Source organism: Paenibacillus sp. FSL R5-0914 (assembly GCF_038004525.1).
Taxonomy (GTDB): domain Bacteria; phylum Bacillota; class Bacilli; order Paenibacillales; family Paenibacillaceae; genus Paenibacillus_AQ.
In genome coordinates this window covers 964,348-982,295 of record NZ_JBBORH010000003.1, presented here as the reverse complement: position 1 = coordinate 982,295, position 17,948 = coordinate 964,348, and the positions used below count along the sequence as shown (strand labels likewise).

Genomic DNA, 17,948 nt, shown 5'->3' with positions numbered 1-17,948 from the left:
GGCCAAAGATATCCTCATTTTTGTTAGGATCAATACAAAAGGTGTTCCTAAGTCATTTCCATGACTTAGGAACACCTTTATTTGTTAAAGCTTTATATGATTTGAGCAATCTTACAGATCGAAGTACAGAGAATATTCATGTGGATGAACACGAATCGCAACCTCTTGAGCCTCGGAACGTTTCAGAGCAATATAGTTATCAATGAAGTCCTTAGTAAATACGTCGCCTTCTGTAAGGAATTCGTAATCAGCTTCCAAAGAATCAAGCGCTTCGCTCAGGCTACCTGGAACGCTGCGGATCTTTTCTTTGTCTGCATCGGACAATTCGTAGATGTTCTTATCCAGAGGACCGTAACCCAGTTCTTGTGGGTTGATCTTGTTTTTGATTCCGTCCAGACCTGCCATCAGCATTGCGGAGAATGCCAGGTAAGGGTTAGCGGTGGAGTCCGGTGTACGGAACTCGATACGACAGCCCTTCGGTGTCACAGCCGCTACTGGAATACGAACTGCTGCAGAACGATTTCCTTTGGAGTATACCAAGTTAACCGGCGCTTCGTAACCAGGAACCAAACGTTTAAAGGAGTTGGTGCTTGGGTTAGTCAAAGCGATCAAAGCTGGTGCATGATACAAAATACCGCCGATGTAGTGAAGAGCCATTTCGCTCAAGTTAGCATAAGCGCCTTTTTCGTAAAACAAAGGAGTGTCTCCGTCAAAGATCGATTGGTGTACGTGCATTCCGCTACCATTATCGCCAAACAGTGGTTTTGGCATGAAGGTTGCTACTTTGCCGTACTGACGTGCAGTGTTTTGTACAATATATTTATAAGTCATGAGATTATCAGCAGTTTTCTTCAAGGTATCAAAACGGAAGTTAATTTCCGCTTGTCCTGCAGTTGCTACTTCGTGGTGATGACGCTCAATGCGTAGTCCCACTTCAGCAAGCAGACGACACATTTCACTACGGATATCCTGTTGGGAATCCACAGGTGCTACAGGTACATATCCACCTTTAACGCCAACTTTAAATGCAAGATTGCCGCCCTCTTCTTTACGACCCGTATTCCAAGCCGCTTCTTCAGAGTCTACGAAGAATGAGGAGCTGTTCATACCGCTCTCGTAACGAACATCATCAAAGATAAAGAATTCAGACTCAGGTGCGAAGAATGCTGATGTTCCAACTCCGCTCTTCTGAAGGAATTCTTCTGCTTTCACAGCAATACCGCGAGGATCGCGCTCATAGCGTTCACCATCAGGAGTGAAAATGTCGCACATAACGTTCAGCGTTGGATGAGCTGTAAACGGATCAATGAACACACTGTTCGGATCAGGCATCATAACCATGTCTGATTCTTCAATACCACGGAATCCTTTGATGGAAGAACCGTCGAATGCTACCCCATTTACAAAAGTTTCATCTTCCACTTCAGAAGCAGGCAGAGAAATGTGGTGAGCACGGCCACCTAAATCTACGAATCGAAAATCTACCCACTCGATATTGTTTTCTTTAATTGTTTGCAACACTTTTTCAACCGACATGAATTTTTCCTCCCCCAAGTTCCGAACATTAAGCCCCTCACAGTATGCAAATGTTCTTGTTTCATTTTTATTTGCTGTCGTCATTATAAATCTCATACCTAACATCGTCAATGCTTATGTCAGGTATTTCTTTCAGCAATGTAAGATATTCTAACGCTTTCGTGAAATCCATTATTTTCGCTAATATTCATAACATTTCTAACTTATCCAATAGCAAAGAAGCCCTACTATCCCGCTGTACCGCGGGTTTAGAGGACTTCCAAGGTTGTTATATTCTTAAAAATTATAGCGCCGAAACGGTTTCTGGTGAAGTTGAAAACTTACGTCCAACAATCGGAGCAAGCTTTTCTAGATCCTTAAGCAGATTATCGAACTGCTCAGGGAATAACGATTGAACACCGTCACCTGTCATAGAATTGTCCGGATCTGTGTGCATTTCGATGATTAGACCATTTGCACCAGCTGCAACCGAAGCTTTAGCCATAGGTTCAACTAACTCACGACGTCCAGTGCCGTGACTTGGGTCAGAGATTACCGGAAGGTGGCTTAAGCTTTGTAGAACCGGAATAGCCGATAGATCCAGCGTATTGCGTGTGTAAGTCTCAAATGTACGAATACCACGCTCACAGAGCATTACATCCTTATTTCCGCCTGCCAAAATGTACTCCGCTGCATTGAGCAATTCATCATAGGTTGCACTGAAGCCGCGTTTCAGAAGGACAGGTCTTCCACAAGTACCCAGCTTGCGCAATAAATCAAAGTTCTGCATGTTCCGTGTACCGACCTGGAGGATGTCAGCATGCTCTGCACAAATATCCACATACTCTGGTGTCATAACCTCTGTAATGGTTAATAGGCCATGACGCTTTCCTGCTTCAGCCATCATAGTCAAACCTTCTACACCTACGCCTTGGAAGCTGTATGGACCTGTACGGGGCTTAAACGCGCCTCCACGCAGTACTTGAGCACCTGAAGCTTTAACCAGACGGGCAATCTCATCAATCTGCTCTGGAGACTCAACGGCGCATGGTCCGCCCATAATCACCAGATTCTCTCCACCAATCTTCACACCCTTGATATCGATAATGGTATCCTCTGGATGGAAATCACGGCTAGCTAGCTTATAAGACTTGGAGATCTTTACGACGTTCTCTACTCCCTTCATTTGCCGCAAATGCTCTGCAAGCTTAGGTGTGACACTTCCTACTAAACCGATAACAGTGTGATCTGCACCTTTAGAGAGATGTACCTGCAGACCCTCTTTTTCGATAACTGCAATAATATCTTTAACCTGCTCTTCTGGCGTTTGATTGGATGTAATGACGATCATTTTAATAACTTCCTCTCTACACTTAAAATTTATAATAATTCCGCTCAATACACTCACACTACGACGCGTGTTCGCTTTTAAGCTTTTAAGCTTTTATGCTTTTAACCGATAAAGCGATTTTACTCTAAAAATCCTTTACCGTCAATCCTATTTCCTGATTTATAATATGAACCCGCTTTTTCTAAATAGAAAAGCGCGTAACCTCGATAGACGAGGTTACGCGCTTTTGTCCTAACACAAATATATAAGTTCGCTTACAGCGCATTAAGTAGTGCTTGTGCTCTTATTCTTAACCGGAGGAAGTAATTTCGCCATATTCACAGTACGTTTGATCTCCCATGTCTCGGAATTCTCAGAATCGTACTGCTCCAAATAATTAATAACTTCTTTGGTAATAGGTGTAGGTGTAGACGCGCCAGAGGTAACCCCTACAATATTTACACCCTTCAGCCAGTCGGTGTTTAGTTCAGAGATATCAGAAATCCGATGAGCAGGCACACCTGCGATCTCTTCCGACACCTGTGCCAGACGATTAGAGTTGTTGCTTCGTGGATCGCCAACGACAATCACTAGATCGCATTGACCCGCCTGTTCCGCTACAGCCTCTTGACGCACCTGAGTAGCCATACATATCTCATTATGCACTTCAGCACCTGGGAAGGTCTCTAGTAGCTTTTTCATAATATTCTTAATGTCCCACTGGCTCATAGTGGTCTGATTCGTAATTACAATCCGTGAAGAAGGAATGGATAGAGTTGCAATCTCATCTTCTTTTTCAATTAAATGCACATGCTCTGGTGCAATGCCGACAGCACCTTCCGGTTCCGGATGGCCTTTCTTGCCGATATAAATAACCTCATAACCGTCATCGACTTTCTCCTGAATGAGATCATGCGTCTTTGTCACATCAGGACAGGTAGCATCGACCGTAGTCAATCCTTTATCCCTAGCCATCTTGCGTACCTCAGGTGAAACTCCGTGAGCAGTGAATATAACGGTTCCACTGTCTACTTTATCGAGAATATCCAGACGGTTATGACCGTCCAAGGTAATGATGCCATCGTCCTCAAACGAATTCGTGACATGACTATTATGAACAATCATGCCCAGTATATAAATCGGCCGGGGAAGATCGAGATTTTGCGCAGCCTGCCGTGCCATTACCATAGCATCGACTACTCCGTAACAATATCCCCGTGGAGAAATTTTAATGACTTCCATGACTTCACCAACTTTCTGCTTTCGTTGACTTCTGTAATAGGACACACTTTAAATTATACCCTATTCCAGCGGCGGAGCAAAGAGAAGCGGCAACCAGATCACAAAAGTAGTTCCTTCGCCTTGGCGTGTAACAACTTCCACAGACCCACCATGCTCGTCAATAATCCATTTAGCAATGGATAAACCAAGCCCAATTCCTTCTGTAATTCCACGTGATTCATCTGCACGATAGAAACGGTCGAAAATATATGGAACCTCATCTTTATCCATACCTATCCCCGTATCGGTGATCCGAATACCAACCTGATTCTGATAGAAAATCGTATCTAAACTTACTTCACCAGAAGGCGTGTACTTAAAAGCATTATCAATAAAAATAAATAACATTTGTTGTAAATAATCTTTATTACCCACAACATATTTTCCATTTAAGACGGACATATCCCCTGTAACCCACTCCGCTTGACGAGGCAGGAAGGATGCCCTACGCGCGATCTCAGTCATCATTGGTTCCAGTGCTACCGGCTCTATCTCGAAGGTTCGCCCTGTATCAGCACGCGCAAGAGAGAGCATATCTGCTACAAGTCGGCTCATTCGCTTAGACTCGTCCGCGATATCCTTCACCGATTCCATCGAGAGCTGGCGAATTTCAGCCTCGCTCATCTTCCCTTCGCCCGGCTCCAGCTCCCATACTTTTTGCAGCAGATCGATATTCCCACGAATGGTTGTTAGTGGAGTCCGCAGCTCATGTGATGCATCGGAAACGAATCGACGCTGAGCTGCATAAGAATCCTCTAACTCTGTGTAGAATCCTTCCATCCGCCCAAGCATGTTATTGACAGTCTCAATTAAACGACCTATTTCGTCCGGAGGTCCATCATATTCAATACGGGAGCTTAGGTCTGTCCCAGTCTGGATACCGTTTGCAGCTTCAATCACTTTCCCAATAGGACTCATCGCTTTACGTGCCAGGAATAAACCAAAGGTAAATGCCGCGATCAAGGTAGCAAAAGAACCGACAAGCAATATATTTTTCAAACGCTCCAATAGCTTATTCTGCTCATTCACATAGGCAGCGACTTGTAATACAGCCACTGGATTATTATTATAATGCTCTAGTTCGATAGGCATCTCGTAGATCAAAAACTGATTGCCGTCCACAACAACATTACGAAATCCTTTTGCAATTTTATCTTTAGCAGGATAATCAAACCGTAGGCCAAAGTTAATCATATTTGTCGATTGTGACAAGCTTTTGCTGCCATAAGTATAAATCTGCGTATATAAATTGGAGTTTTCAGGACCGACTCCGCCAAGTTTCAGCTCACCATTGTAGCGATCAACGCTAAATAAAAGTTTCGTTTGCTCAGATTGTACCTTCAGACGATCCTTCAAGTCCCCATACGTATTAAAATAGACAAAACCGTAAATTGCGGCTGATAAGGCCAGCAGCATAACGGCCAAAATCCCTGAATACCAAGCAGTCAGCCGCAATCTTATAGACATGTTAGTTGTCACCTCTTAGAATGTAACCGGCACCCCGGATCGTTTGAATGAGGCGTTTACCGCCATGCTCCTCCGTCTTTTGACGTAGCATAGCTATGTATACCTCAAGTACATTTGATTCACCGCTATAATCATAACCCCATATTTTATCCATGATCAGATCCCGCGAAAGCACCCGTTTCGGATTCTGCATAAAGAGATGTAGCAGCTCAAATTCCTTCGCTGTCAGCTCCAGTCTCTTGCCGGCGCGTGTCACTTCACGTGAATCCACATCCAAGGTAATATCCTCGTAAGTAACCGCTTGCTCACTGCCGCCACTTTGCTCACTCTTGCGCCGAAGCAATGCTCGCACACGCGCAAGTAACTCTTCCAGCGCAAATGGTTTAACTAGATAATCGTCCGCACCCAGATCAAGCCCTTTCACACGATGCTCAATTTCATCCTTGGCCGTAAGCATTAGAACAGGTACATTACTGCCCCCTTCTCGCAAACGACGACAGACTTCAAATCCGTCTACCTGAGGCATCATAACATCCAAAATCACCACATCCGGATCGCTGCTTAGGATTGCTCGTAAACCATCCGCTCCATTCACCGCTGTCTTCACATCGTAGCCTTCAAAAGCTAGCCCCCGGCGCAGCATGGAAATAATTTTTTCATCATCATCAATAATAAGAATATTCGGTCGCATCAAGCAGCCCCCATTGTTCATTTCTATTTATTTATATTGTAGCAGTCACACCATGATTAGACAAAAACGGAAGGGTTGCCCCTTCCGCGTTATTCACCGTCCGGTGTTATTGCTGCTGACTTTGTCCATTAGTCGTATCAAAATCATTTTTGTTGCCGATTGTTACGGAAAGATCCATGTTTTTACCATCGCGCACCACATTCAGCGTTACTTTGTCACCGACTTTTAACGTTTGAATGAAAGCGATCAGATCTTGATTTGTTGCATATTTTGTACCATTTGCACCTGTAATGATATCGTAAGGGCGCAAGTCAGCGGCATACGCTGGCGATTTAAAGATAATGTCTGCAACTACAGAACCTTCTTTAATATCCGTGCCCATTTGTTTAGCTACTTCATCTGTAATCGTCATAAGCGTTGCACCAATGAATGGTACGGGTTCTTTTGGAATCGCTTGGTTCGCTTCGAGTTTATCTACGACCTCTTTAATCGTATTCACAGCGATAGCAAAACCTATACCTTGGGAATCTGTGCTAACAGCTACGTTCATACCAATTACCTGTCCATTCATATTGAGCAACGGACCACCGGAGTTACCAGGGTTGATAGAAGCATCCGTTTGCAGCAGGTTTTTGTAGTTGCGTGTTCCACTACCGTCTTCTTCGTTGATATCGATGCTGCGTCCTTTTGCACTAAGAACACCAGAGGTTACTGTATGGTCGAAGCCTTGCGGGTTACCGATAGCAACCACTTCTGAGCCTACTTTCAAGCTATCCGAATCTCCCAGAGCAACTGTAGGGAAATCAGTATCTCCTTCAATCTTCAGTACTGCCAAATCCAGATCTTTGCTAGAACCTAGCAACTTTGCTTCGTATGGTTTGGTCACGCCATCCACTGTAACTTGGATGACATCAGCATTTTCAATGACGTGTTGATTGGTCAAAATATATCCAGATTTCTCATAAATGAAGCCTGTTCCAATTCCATAAGGGATGAGCTGCGATGAAGAATTTGAACCTGACTTCGAGTCCTGTTCATTTTGTGAAGAACCACTTCCACCGTATTGATCCCCAAAGAAAAATTGAGAGAACGGATCACTCAAATTCGGACTGGATGAACTTCCATTACGTGAACCGGATTTCACTAGCGTCTCAATCTTGACGACTGCTGGTCCAACCGCATCAACTACGCCAGTCACATCACGAGATCCTTTCACCAATGATGTGGTGGTAGTATTAGGTGTAGTACTAGCACTCTCATTCGTCGTCTTCGCCGTTCCATTTGATCCTGAGCTTGCAATGGTTGTTGCGTCCCCTGTGAACCAGTTGCCTCGATCTGCCATGAACATAGAACCTGAGAGAACGACCATACCCGCTAAGAAGGAAACAAATATTGTTTTCACTGAGCTTTTTGGCTTTTTATTAAATTGCCAGCCACCGCCACCTTCAGAACCGCCTCCGCCGTTTCCTCCACGTCCACCGCCATTACCATCAAAGCCTGTACTGCGATATGAACTGTTATATGGAAGTTGTTTTACAGGCTGTGGAGGTGTAATCTCGACCCGCTCCGGCTCCATCCGGTTGTAATGCTGAGCACTTCCGTCTACGTTACTTTCATCTTTGTTCAATGATTTAAATGGTCCATAAGAATAGTAGTATGATGATCCGGATTCGGATGACTGATTATTATTGCTATTATGGTTATTATTGTCCCAATCCCGATCTGGTGCTGGTCCATTGTCTCGATTAAAGTTGTTTTTGTTATCGTCCATGTTTATTTACCTCCTGCATCCTGTCGCCTGACAAGGATTAATTTGTTTTCTTGTTTCTTATTTTGTACTTTAAACCTTAAGGTCACATTAAAAACAATTTAAGCGGAGATAAAAGATATAGGCGAATAGACGGGATTTGGTTCAAAAGGCGCACGCTGTTGGTCGGGAATGGGTTTCAGGCTACACCGCTGTTGAAATCATGTTCCTATGAATTGACCCTGCGGGTGGAACATGATTTCAAGGGCGGACGTAAACTTTTCGCTCTGATACCCAATCCCTAGGCAGGGAAGTAAAAAAGAAGCTCGGGCGCGGATAACAACGTGGCCCGAACTTCCAACATACAACCTAGAACAAAACCCTAGAGAACGACGTCCGTGAACGAAGTCCAAGAACAAGGAACAAACAACGATCAATAATTATAGGGATAAACTCCCTATAATTTACCAAAAATCACAAGAAATCAAGATTTAAAGGGAATACATCCCTATAATTCTCAGCAATATAGCTATTTATGAGAAAAACAAGGAATTTATACGGAGGATTTCCCTATAATCCTGTATACAAGCGTAAAACTCAAGTTTAAAGGGACGTTTTCCCTATAACTTACTTTTAAGCACCCATAAACTACCCCAAATCATCTTGAACAACAAACCTAACCCTGAGCCCAACCCTTCCGATGAGCATAAATAGCCAACTGGGTTCGATCATCCAGCTCGCATTTCATCAGTAGGTTACTGACATGCGTCTTCACTGTCTTGATGCTGATATGTAGTTCCTCGCCGATATCCTTATTGGTCTTGCCCTCAGCAATGAGCAGTAAGACCTCCTTCTCACGCTCCGTCAAGCCTGAGGAATCCCCTTGCACGGTACGCTGGCGAATGCCGCGTGTCAGCGCTTGCGATACATCACCAGTCATAACTGGCATACCGCGAAATGCGCCTTGCAGTGCGTAGATCAGTTCCTCTGCCGATACGGTTTTGAGCACATAGCTGACTGCTCCAGCTTCTATAGCATCCACGACGAGGTCATCCTCTAAGAAGCTGGTCAAGATAACGATTTTGAGACCAGGAAATTCCGATAGCACTGCACGAGTAGTCTCCACACCATTCATCACAGGCATCATCAGATCCATTAGCACGAGATCGGGTAAGCCTTCATGTCCGCCAGCACGCAGCATCTCCAGCGCTTCCTGTCCATTTGCTGCTTCTCCTATAACCTCAAACGTCGGCTCCAGCATCAGATATGTTTTAAGACCCATCCGCACCATATCATGATCATCCACGAGCAACACTCTTATGACGCTCATGCTCTATTCCTCCTCGTCCTCTGTATCTGTTCCTAATGCTCTTTTTTCCTCTAACTCAGAGTTCCCTTGCACAAACTTAGGGATATGTACGCGTATGGTCGTTCCCGCACCCTTACGGCTAATAATCTCCACTTGTCCACCCAGTTTCTCCGCACGTTCGCGCATGGTGATAAGACCATACGAACCCTGTTTTTGCTGTATATGTTCAAAACCTTGACCGTCGTCGCTAATACTCAGCACAACCTGTCTTGACCCTTCACGCAGTGATAAACTGACCAGTCTAGCTTCAGCATGCTTCACAATATTCGCCATAGCCTCCTGGATAATCAAGAATAACTGATGTTCAATAGCCTCAGATAATTCTCCTTGCAGCTCAAGCTCCTTCATTCCTTTTAAGCCGTTCTGGCGGCAATAATCAGGGAACCATTTTTCCAGTGCTTCGAAAAGATTCCTGCCTTCCAGCTCCACCGGTCGCAACTGTGCAATAAGTGCTCTCATCTGCTTTTGTGCCATCTGTGACATTGCAATTAACTGATCCATTACCAATTGACCTTGAGCTTCATTAACCTTCAGCACTTTAGGCAGCGAAGAAGCCGACATATGGATGGCAAAAAGCTGTTGGCTCACCGTATCATGCAAATCCCGGGCCATACGTCTTCTTTCCTCCAACACCGCACTCTCCGCTGCCTGTTCCTTCTCAATAACCTCTTGTTCACCTAAACGCTGCAGAAGCTGCATCTTGTTCTCGACCGTATCCATCATGACATTAAATTCATGGTACACTCTCGCAAAAGACTGGTCATCACTCTCTGGCATACGTACGGACAGATTCCCTTTTGCCACCTGCAGCATATTTAGATCCAGATGATCAATCCGGCGCTGAATGCGCTGACCTGCCATATAGCCGATTACAACAGTGAACAACACGATCCCCAGACATAAGTACAGCCACATGCGATAATCCATTACTTCGATATACCCAAGGCAAGTGCCTGCATACATCAACCCGGCGCTTACGGCTCCAGTGAGCAAAAAGTAAAACAACAACAACCATTTGGTATTACTAAAGATTGTTCCCATCTAACCCACCGTTTTAACTTTAATGTCACCTATAAAAGCACTTACGTTAATGCGGACTTTTTTGCCCGCTTCTTTATAATAAGGCGTCTTGCATTGAACACTGCTCATAAATCCACTCCGAGACTGATCCAGAACTTCCATATCGCCGATAAATGAACTACTGTTCACTGAGATCCCAAGATCCATATCATTCGGAATGTACACCTTGATGTCGCCTATAAAAGCGGAGATATTAATTTTCGTTTCTCCATAAGCAATTTGCGCGTTCGTCAGATCCAGTACAGTATCACCTATAAACTGCGAGACATTTGTGTTCTTCAGTTGGAAATGCTCGCGACCCATGTGGACATCCCCAATAAAAGCAGAGCGATTGGTTGACTCCTTATTGTTACTCTCTGTCTTATGGAACTCCTCATGCCATTCCCCATGTCTTCTAGCGTGCCGCTCATGACGTTCCTGACGTCTGCGCTCATGACGCTCCTGTTTCTCCTGCCAACGTGATTCAGCGGTGGATTTAAAAGCTCCAGTTCCGTCCTCATCCTCTTCTTCATCTTTTTGCAGATTAATATTCCAGTCTCGCCCTCCAGAAGATTTACCGAATTTCTGCTCGAATTGTTCATCTAGCGTGGAATCCAGCGGTTTTGGCGGCTCCACATCTAGCGAGCTTTTTCCTGGAGGAAAGTAATCAGGTGGTGATGGTGGCGCAGGTGGCACTGGCGGTACTGAACCTCGTGGTTTAAAAATCACATAAAGACCGCCACCAATAAGCATGATTGGAATGAACATTTTGAAAAAATCCCCGGCTGAAATATCGAACCAGTCCAAATTTCGTCCAAGGAAGAACACTCCGATCGCCAGAAAGAAAAAACCGCCGATAGGTGAAGATCCACCTTTTTGATGTTCGTCTCCCGTACCCAGGAGTCGCTTTATCCCCATGAGGATCAAGATAACAGGCCAATAATTTGAGATTAAATAACCTAAGCTGAAATCGGTGTAACCCAACTGTCTAAGTAGAAACATGGCTCCAATCCCTATCAGGATCAAGCCGCCAAAAATCTGACTTGTGAACCTTCTTTTCATATTCCATTTCCCCTTTAAATTAGTGGAACGCTCTCTTCTTCAATCTTATAGCCTTAGTCTACAGGAAGGAAGCGCTCATAAACAGCGGCGAGAGAAGGAACTTCCACTCAGTCTCTAGACCGAGACGAATGGGTTAATATTCCATTTACTTCATTATATATGAAATATAAAAAAAAGACTGTCCCTCAGTTATAAACTGATTTGGGACAGTCTCTTTATTCAGCAGTCTTCTGCTTCAGTAGCGCATTATTGTTGCGGTTTCTGAGCTGGTTTAGAAGTATTTCCACTTTGCTTAGTTGTGCCGTCATTCTCAACAGCAAACTCAGCATTGTATTTTTCATTCGGTGTTTTGTAGTTTTCTTGAACTTTAGACTTTTTATTATTAGCCACGGAATTCACCTCCCTTATCCCTTATGCAGCATAGATAATGCTTACTAAGAGAACATCTCGGATGAGGCTATTGCTCTGCCCCAGTCCGTATTATGGCAAGGTGATGTCACTATTATGCATGACCAAGTGAAATTAAGTTCAATCCACCAAATTCATTGAAATATAACCGCTATATCTTAAATGGATTCTTCCAGCAGGGATTGCGGTACAGCATTGTAAGTCTCAATCGCCTGAGTAAGCTTCTTCAGCATCACTTCTGTACATGTACCGTTTCCTCGCTTAATGAGCTGAACTACAACTGATTTTTTGCCCCATTCCTTATACACCTGTTTCGTAGTAGCAAAATACAAATCAATCTTCCGCCCTTTAATGGCAGATCCTGTATCAGCGACGATGCCGTATCCATAACCAGGTATATAAAGTATACTCCCTAACGGGATTACCTTAGGGTCAGCAGCAATAGTCGAGACTGTGTTCTTATCTCTACGTACTTTAACACCTGAATAGGTAATTCCGTATTCGGGATGTTTAGATGTTTTACCTGTAGATTCATAACCCGCAGTATAACCCGTCGCCATCACTTTCATTGAAGTAATAATTTGGTCAGGAGCTGGCGCAGCTACGGGAATAGAATTCGGCGATTTTGAAGAGCCTGTACCCCCACTCCCTTTGGTAGTTGGAGCTTTAGTGCTCTGTGGTGACTTTGTAGCTACTGGTTTATTTTTTGTTGTCGCAGGAACGATCGGTACGCTGGAATATGGCTCGTTTGATAACAAGGTAGCACGGCCAGTGGTGAGAATAGCTTGTTGATCTTTGGTTCTCATTGAACCTGAGTTAGCCTGAGTATGTTGCAATTCGTTCGAAAGCGTTTTGCTAATATCTGTGTGCTGTAATGTGTCTTCTGTCCCATTGGCCACAACTGCTTGATGCTTGGATTCAGGAATGATACCTGCAGCAGTCAACAGTAGGACTATTGTGACGAAAAGACACCAAAACCTCTGAAATATGCCCATTTTGTTCATGTGATAAACCTCCCCCTTATTAGCGAAGGTTTCCCGATTCACAAAATTTTATACATAAAGATCAATTTTCGATCCTTACGGGCATATGACAGAGGTCGTTATTAGACGTACTTTTGGTGTTGATTATTACAAGTAATTAGGAGATTACACGGTCAGCAATTTCCTGAGCCAGCAGCTCAATAACTTCTTGAAGCGGCTTAGCTCCCATATCGCCTTCTCCACGCTTACGGATGGAAACTGTCTCGGCATTCATCTCATTCTCGCCAACTACGAACATGTATGGTAGCTTCTCCAGCTGAGCTTCACGGATCTTATAGCCAAGCTTCTCATTACGTAAATCTGCCTCAGCAGAGATACCACGGCGACGCAGCTTGTCTGTAACTTCCTTAGCATAATCGTCGAAGGCAGTCGAAACAGGAATAACTTTAACCTGCTGTGGAGACAGCCAAAGCGGCAGTGATCCTGCAAAGTTCTCTAACAAGAAAGCAACAAAGCGCTCCATAGTACCTAAAATACCGCGGTGTAGAACAACTGGACGGTGTTTCTGACCATCGTCACCGATATATTCCAATTCAAAGCGTTCAGGCAGCAAGAAGTCGATCTGTACAGTGGAGAGAGTTTCTTCTTTGCCTAGTACAGTCTTGATCTGCACATCCAGCTTAGGACCGTAGAAAGCAGCTTCGCCTTCTGCTTCGTAGAATGGCAGACCAGCTTCTTCTACAACTTCACGCAACATACGCTGTGCAGTTTCCCACATTTCGTCATTAGCGTAATATTTCTCAGTATCCTTAGGATCACGATAAGACAACCGGAAACGGTAGTCATTAATACCAAAGTCACTGTATACCTGTTTAATCAACTCGATTACACGAATGAACTCGCCTTTAATTTGATCCAGACGGCAGAAAATATGGGAGTCATTAAGAGTCATCGAACGCACACGGTGCAAGCCAGTCAATGCTCCTGACATTTCATAACGGTGCTGGATACCCAGTTCAGCAATACGGATCGGCAGATCACGATAGCTGTGCATGGAGCTCTTATAAATCATCATGTGATGCGGGCAGTTCATTGGGCGGAGAACAAATTCTTCATTATCAATAGTCATTTTAGGGAACATGTCCTCTTGATAGTGCTCCCAGTGTCCAGAAGTTTTATATAGTTCAACATTACCAAGAACCGGAGTATATACATGCTGGTATCCTAGACTTGCTTCCAGATCCACAATGTAACGTTCCAGAATACTGCGCAGTTTAGCACCCTTAGGCAGCCAGATCGGCAAGCCTTGGCCTACCAATTGATTAAATGTGAAGATTTCAAGCTCTTTACCCAGCTTACGGTGGTCGCGTTTCTTCGCTTCTTCAAGCAGACGAAGATGCTCATCGAGCTGCGCTTTTTTAATCCAAGCTGTACCGTATACGCGTTGAAGCATTTTATTCTTGCTATCGCCGCGCCAGTAAGCACCAGCTACATTCATCAATTTAAAGACTTTGATCTTAGAAGTCGACGGTAAGTGTGGTCCCCGGCACAAGTCGAAGAATTCGCCTTGTTCATAGATCGAAATCACACTATCTTCAGGCAATGCTTCAATTAGTTCAAGTTTGTAAGGATCGCCTAGCTCACCGAATATTTCCAACGCTTCCTTACGGCTAACTTCCTTACGTACGATTGGAAGGTTCTCAGAGATAATGCGATCCATTTCCTTTTCAATCTTTAGCAGATCCTCAGGATTAAGCGGATGTTCCAAATCCATATCGTAGTAGAAGCCATCTTCGATAACAGGACCTACACCAAGCTTAACTTCCTTTGTTCCATATAAACGTCTTACAGCTTGCGCCATCAAGTGGGCAGTACTGTGACGCATAACTTCCAAGCCTTCTGGTGAATCCAAAGTTACGATTTCTATCAATGCGCCTTCCTCTAGCGGAGTGGACAGATCCACGACAATACCATTCAATTTCCCTGCCACCGCATTCTTGCGAAGTCCACTACTAATAGAAGCCGCTACATCATCAATATTACTACCTTCTGCGTATTCCCGAACGGAACCGTCCGGAAGTTTAATACTTACCATTTTAATTTCCTCCTTCATTTCCTTAAGTCAAACAACAATTTTAAATTTTTCGAAACGGAAATATCCACGCATACAAAAAACGCCCGTCCCGCAAAGGGACGAGCGATTGCACCCGTGGTTCCACCCAAATTCGATTCTCTCAATCTGCTCTTAAAGCAGAGTCGAGTCAGAATCCTTCGTAAGCATGGAATAACGACCATGAACCGGCGGTTCTTACTATCCCATTTCAGGGAATTCATAACCGCAGCTACAAAGGGGTAAATCGATAGTAGGATACCGGAGGAAATTACAGCCTATGTTCCCTCTCTCTGATACGGTCCAGAACAATCCATTCATATCTTTGTCAAAGCTGTTAACGTGAATTATGGAGTAATTATAAATCTGTCCTCTCTGACAGTCAAGTCTGTAGAGGGGGCAAAATTTTGTAAACCGCGGAAACAGTCACCTACACGGACAGTTCTGCAGCCAGGAAATAGCGCTAGAACTGTCCTTAACAGGTTACTCTTCTCGGCGTTTCCCAGGTAAGCGGCCTGCACGTTTCAAAGACTCACGCAGCAAGTATTCGATATGTCCGTTTACACTGCGAAATTCCTCTCCCGCCCAACGTTCCAACGCCTCATGCAGATCCGGATCGATCCGCAATGGAAAGCTTTTCTTGGCCGCCATGATGCACCGCCTTAATACAACGAGCCGGCGTTAATGACCGGACTCGCTCCGCGCTCCGACACGATCGCCACCATCAGATTATTAATCATGGCCGCTTTACGTTCTTCATCAAGCTCCACTACACCGCTCTCTTTAAGCTGTTTAATCGCCATATCGACCATGCCAACTGCACCTTCAACAATGATTTGACGAGCAGACAGAATGGCAGAAGCTTGCTGCCGCTGCAACATGGTGCTGGCGATTTCTGTTGAATAAGCCAAATGTGTAAGCCGGGCTTCAATGACTTCTACACCAGATAAGGACAAACGCTCTTGAAGCTCAGTCGCTAACTCTTTAGCAATTTCATCTGCATTGGCACGCAAGGACATCCCAGATTCATTGAAGTTATCATAAGGGTATTTGCTGGCTACATGACGCAGCGCCGTTTCACTCTGAATCTCTACGAAAGCCATGTATTTATCTACATCAAAGAGGGCTTTAGCGGAGTTAATCACCTTAAAGACGATAACTGCAGCAATTTCAATTGGATTACCTTCAACATCATTGACCTTGAGCTTCACACTGTTAAAGTTACGAACGCGTAGGGAAACCGTCTTACGTACGCTGAACGGAATAACTGCGAACAGTCCACTCGTTGCAATAGTCCCTACATATTTGCCGAAAAAGGTGACTACAACCGACTTATTAGGTTGTACAACCGTAATACTCGTACATAGTATTGCTGATACAACGAACAGAATGACCGGTACTGCAATATACTCCTGAACAGCACCATAGATTCCACCAGCCAAACAAACTGCAATTAATGCGATAACCCAAAATCCGCTGACAGGACGAAGCGTCTTCTCCTTCATAAAAAGCACCCCCATAAGATATTCTTTTGATATGATTATGATATCACTTTTGGATAATAATGTGTATACAAAAATGTAATAAAATAATGAATTTATGTTCACAGGTAAAATAAACCTTCGAAATCTTAACCATACAAAAAAACGCTTGCTGCTCAATCATCCACAAAACGGATTAACGAGCAACAAGCGCTGAATTAATTTATATATTAGTTCTGCATGATGAAATCATTATCAATCTTCGCATTAGCATCATCGAACACGCGCAGAATATCGTAGCGTGTATTCCGCTGTGCCGGGATTTTGCCTGCTTCGCGGATCAGCTGAGTAATTGATTCGATATTGACCTTGTAGGTCGCGCCCGCAGAAGATACTACATTTTCTTCAATCATTGTACTGCCGAAATCGTTGCAGCCATATTGAAGGGAAAGCTTGCCGACCTCTGGTCCCATTGTTACCCAAGAGGACTGGAAGTTCTTAATGTTGTCTAGAACAAGGCGACTAATGGCTACCGTCTTCAGATATTCTTCAGGCGTTTGTCTATCCAGCTTCAGGTTAGTATTGTCCGGTTGGAAGGTCCAAGAGATAAAGGCCAAGAAACCCTCTGAATCGTATTTGTTGGCAATACACTCGTCCTGAGCCTCACGCACACGAAGTAAGTGTAATGCCCGTTCTTCCATACTCTCACCAAGTCCAATGACCATCGTAGCTGTCGTATTCATACCGATCTTATGCGCTGTCTGCATTACGTCCATCCACTCGCGCCATGAGCCTTTAAGTCGGCTGATCTTGCGGCGTGTGCGATCATCGAGAATTTCCGCTCCCCCACCTGGTAGTGAATCCAGGCCAGCAGCATGGATTTCACGCACAACTTCCTCGAGCGATAATCCAGATACTTCTTTCATCTTCATAATCTCAGCAGGAGAGAAGGAATGCATTGTAATCTCAGGAAAACGTTGCTTAATTCCGCGAAGTATATCGGTATAATAGCTGAAAGGAAGATTTGGGTTCGTACCGCCTTGCATCAGTATTTCTGTACCATTTACAGCGATAGTCTCAGCGATTTTTTGGTAAATCGTCTCATCCGGCAATACATAACCCTCATCAGAGCCCGGTCTGCGATAAAATGCGCAGAAACGGCAGTAGACATCACATACATTCGTATAGTTAATATTACGACCAATTACAAACGTGGCCATCGGGTCTGGATGCCAGCGTTCCATTATGGTGTTTGCGGCTGCACCCATTTTCTCAATTTCGTTGCTCTCGAACAGTCGGATGGTATCTTCCAATTGGAGACGTTCACCCCGTAGGGCTTTGTCCAAAATAAGATCTATCGCACTCATCGTTCGCATCCTCCTTCTAAACCCTTAGGGGTATGGTAGAATCACAAAATTACAGGAAGAAAAAACGTTGTCTCTTTT

15 protein-coding genes are annotated in these 17,948 nt (G+C 44.3%); all 15 read right to left on the bottom strand.

Translation table 11 applies throughout. The features are described 5' to 3' along the window. Positions 1–111 precede the first annotated feature (111 nt). The 15 genes from glnA to mqnC all read right to left on the bottom strand — a co-directional run bounded on the left by glnA (position 112) and on the right by mqnC (position 17,870). Positions 112–1,536, bottom strand: coding sequence for a type I glutamate--ammonia ligase (gene glnA, locus MKX60_RS27615; protein WP_042186233.1), 1,425 nt, complete (start codon positions 1,534–1,536; stop codon positions 112–114). 283 nt (positions 1,537–1,819) lie between these two features. Continuing rightward, entirely contained in the window at positions 1,820–2,866 is a 1,047-nt protein-coding gene (gene aroF / locus MKX60_RS27610; RefSeq protein ID WP_042186231.1) for a 3-deoxy-7-phosphoheptulonate synthase, read from the bottom strand. 264 nt (positions 2,867–3,130) lie between these two features. Continuing rightward, positions 3,131–4,087: a 4-hydroxy-3-methylbut-2-enyl diphosphate reductase gene (locus MKX60_RS27605; RefSeq protein ID WP_341061557.1), complete on the bottom strand. Its 957-nt coding sequence runs from the start codon at positions 4,085–4,087 to the stop codon at positions 3,131–3,133. Between the two features lie 60 nt (positions 4,088–4,147). Beyond that, the gene (locus MKX60_RS27600) at positions 4,148–5,593 is read right to left on the bottom strand and encodes a sensor histidine kinase (RefSeq protein ID WP_340968301.1); all 1,446 of its coding nucleotides are present in this window, start codon (positions 5,591–5,593) and stop codon (positions 4,148–4,150) included. Between the two features lies 1 nt (position 5,594). Then, on the bottom strand, positions 5,595–6,284 hold the full coding sequence (locus MKX60_RS27595; RefSeq protein ID WP_042125657.1) for a response regulator transcription factor: 690 nt from the start codon (positions 6,282–6,284) through the stop codon (positions 5,595–5,597). Between the two features lie 106 nt (positions 6,285–6,390). Beyond that, positions 6,391–8,055, bottom strand: coding sequence for a S1C family serine protease (locus tag MKX60_RS27590; protein WP_076284214.1), 1,665 nt, complete (start codon positions 8,053–8,055; stop codon positions 6,391–6,393). Between the two features lie 652 nt (positions 8,056–8,707). Continuing rightward, positions 8,708–9,361: a response regulator gene (locus MKX60_RS27585; protein ID WP_042186223.1), complete on the bottom strand. Its 654-nt coding sequence runs from the start codon at positions 9,359–9,361 to the stop codon at positions 8,708–8,710. A gap of 3 nt (positions 9,362–9,364) precedes the next feature. Further along, the gene (locus MKX60_RS27580; RefSeq protein ID WP_076284215.1) at positions 9,365–10,441 is read right to left on the bottom strand and encodes a HAMP domain-containing sensor histidine kinase; all 1,077 of its coding nucleotides are present in this window, start codon (positions 10,439–10,441) and stop codon (positions 9,365–9,367) included. Continuing rightward, the gene (gene liaF / locus MKX60_RS27575) at positions 10,442–11,521 is read right to left on the bottom strand and encodes a cell wall-active antibiotics response protein LiaF (protein ID WP_341061556.1); all 1,080 of its coding nucleotides are present in this window, start codon (positions 11,519–11,521) and stop codon (positions 10,442–10,444) included. Positions 11,522–11,767: 246 nt separating this feature from the next. Beyond that, on the bottom strand, positions 11,768–11,911 hold the full coding sequence (locus MKX60_RS27570; protein WP_156114753.1) for a hypothetical protein: 144 nt from the start codon (positions 11,909–11,911) through the stop codon (positions 11,768–11,770). 176 nt (positions 11,912–12,087) lie between these two features. Then, positions 12,088–12,654: a 3D domain-containing protein gene (locus tag MKX60_RS27565; protein ID WP_371915726.1), complete on the bottom strand. Its 567-nt coding sequence runs from the start codon at positions 12,652–12,654 to the stop codon at positions 12,088–12,090. 415 nt (positions 12,655–13,069) lie between these two features. Continuing rightward, positions 13,070–15,007: a threonine--tRNA ligase gene (gene thrS / locus MKX60_RS27560; protein WP_076284419.1), complete on the bottom strand. Its 1,938-nt coding sequence runs from the start codon at positions 15,005–15,007 to the stop codon at positions 13,070–13,072. Between the two features lie 498 nt (positions 15,008–15,505). Beyond that, complete coding sequence (locus tag MKX60_RS27555; protein ID WP_042186214.1) at positions 15,506–15,673, bottom strand: toxin-antitoxin system HicB family antitoxin; 168 nt, start codon at positions 15,671–15,673, stop codon at positions 15,506–15,508. A gap of 11 nt (positions 15,674–15,684) precedes the next feature. Next, on the bottom strand, positions 15,685–16,527 hold the full coding sequence (locus tag MKX60_RS27550) for an SPFH domain-containing protein (protein ID WP_042186213.1): 843 nt from the start codon (positions 16,525–16,527) through the stop codon (positions 15,685–15,687). A gap of 206 nt (positions 16,528–16,733) precedes the next feature. After that, positions 16,734–17,870, bottom strand: a complete 1,137-nt coding sequence (mqnC, locus tag MKX60_RS27545; protein WP_042125644.1) for a cyclic dehypoxanthinyl futalosine synthase — start codon at positions 17,868–17,870, stop codon at positions 16,734–16,736. Between the last annotated feature and the right edge of the window lie 78 nt (positions 17,871–17,948).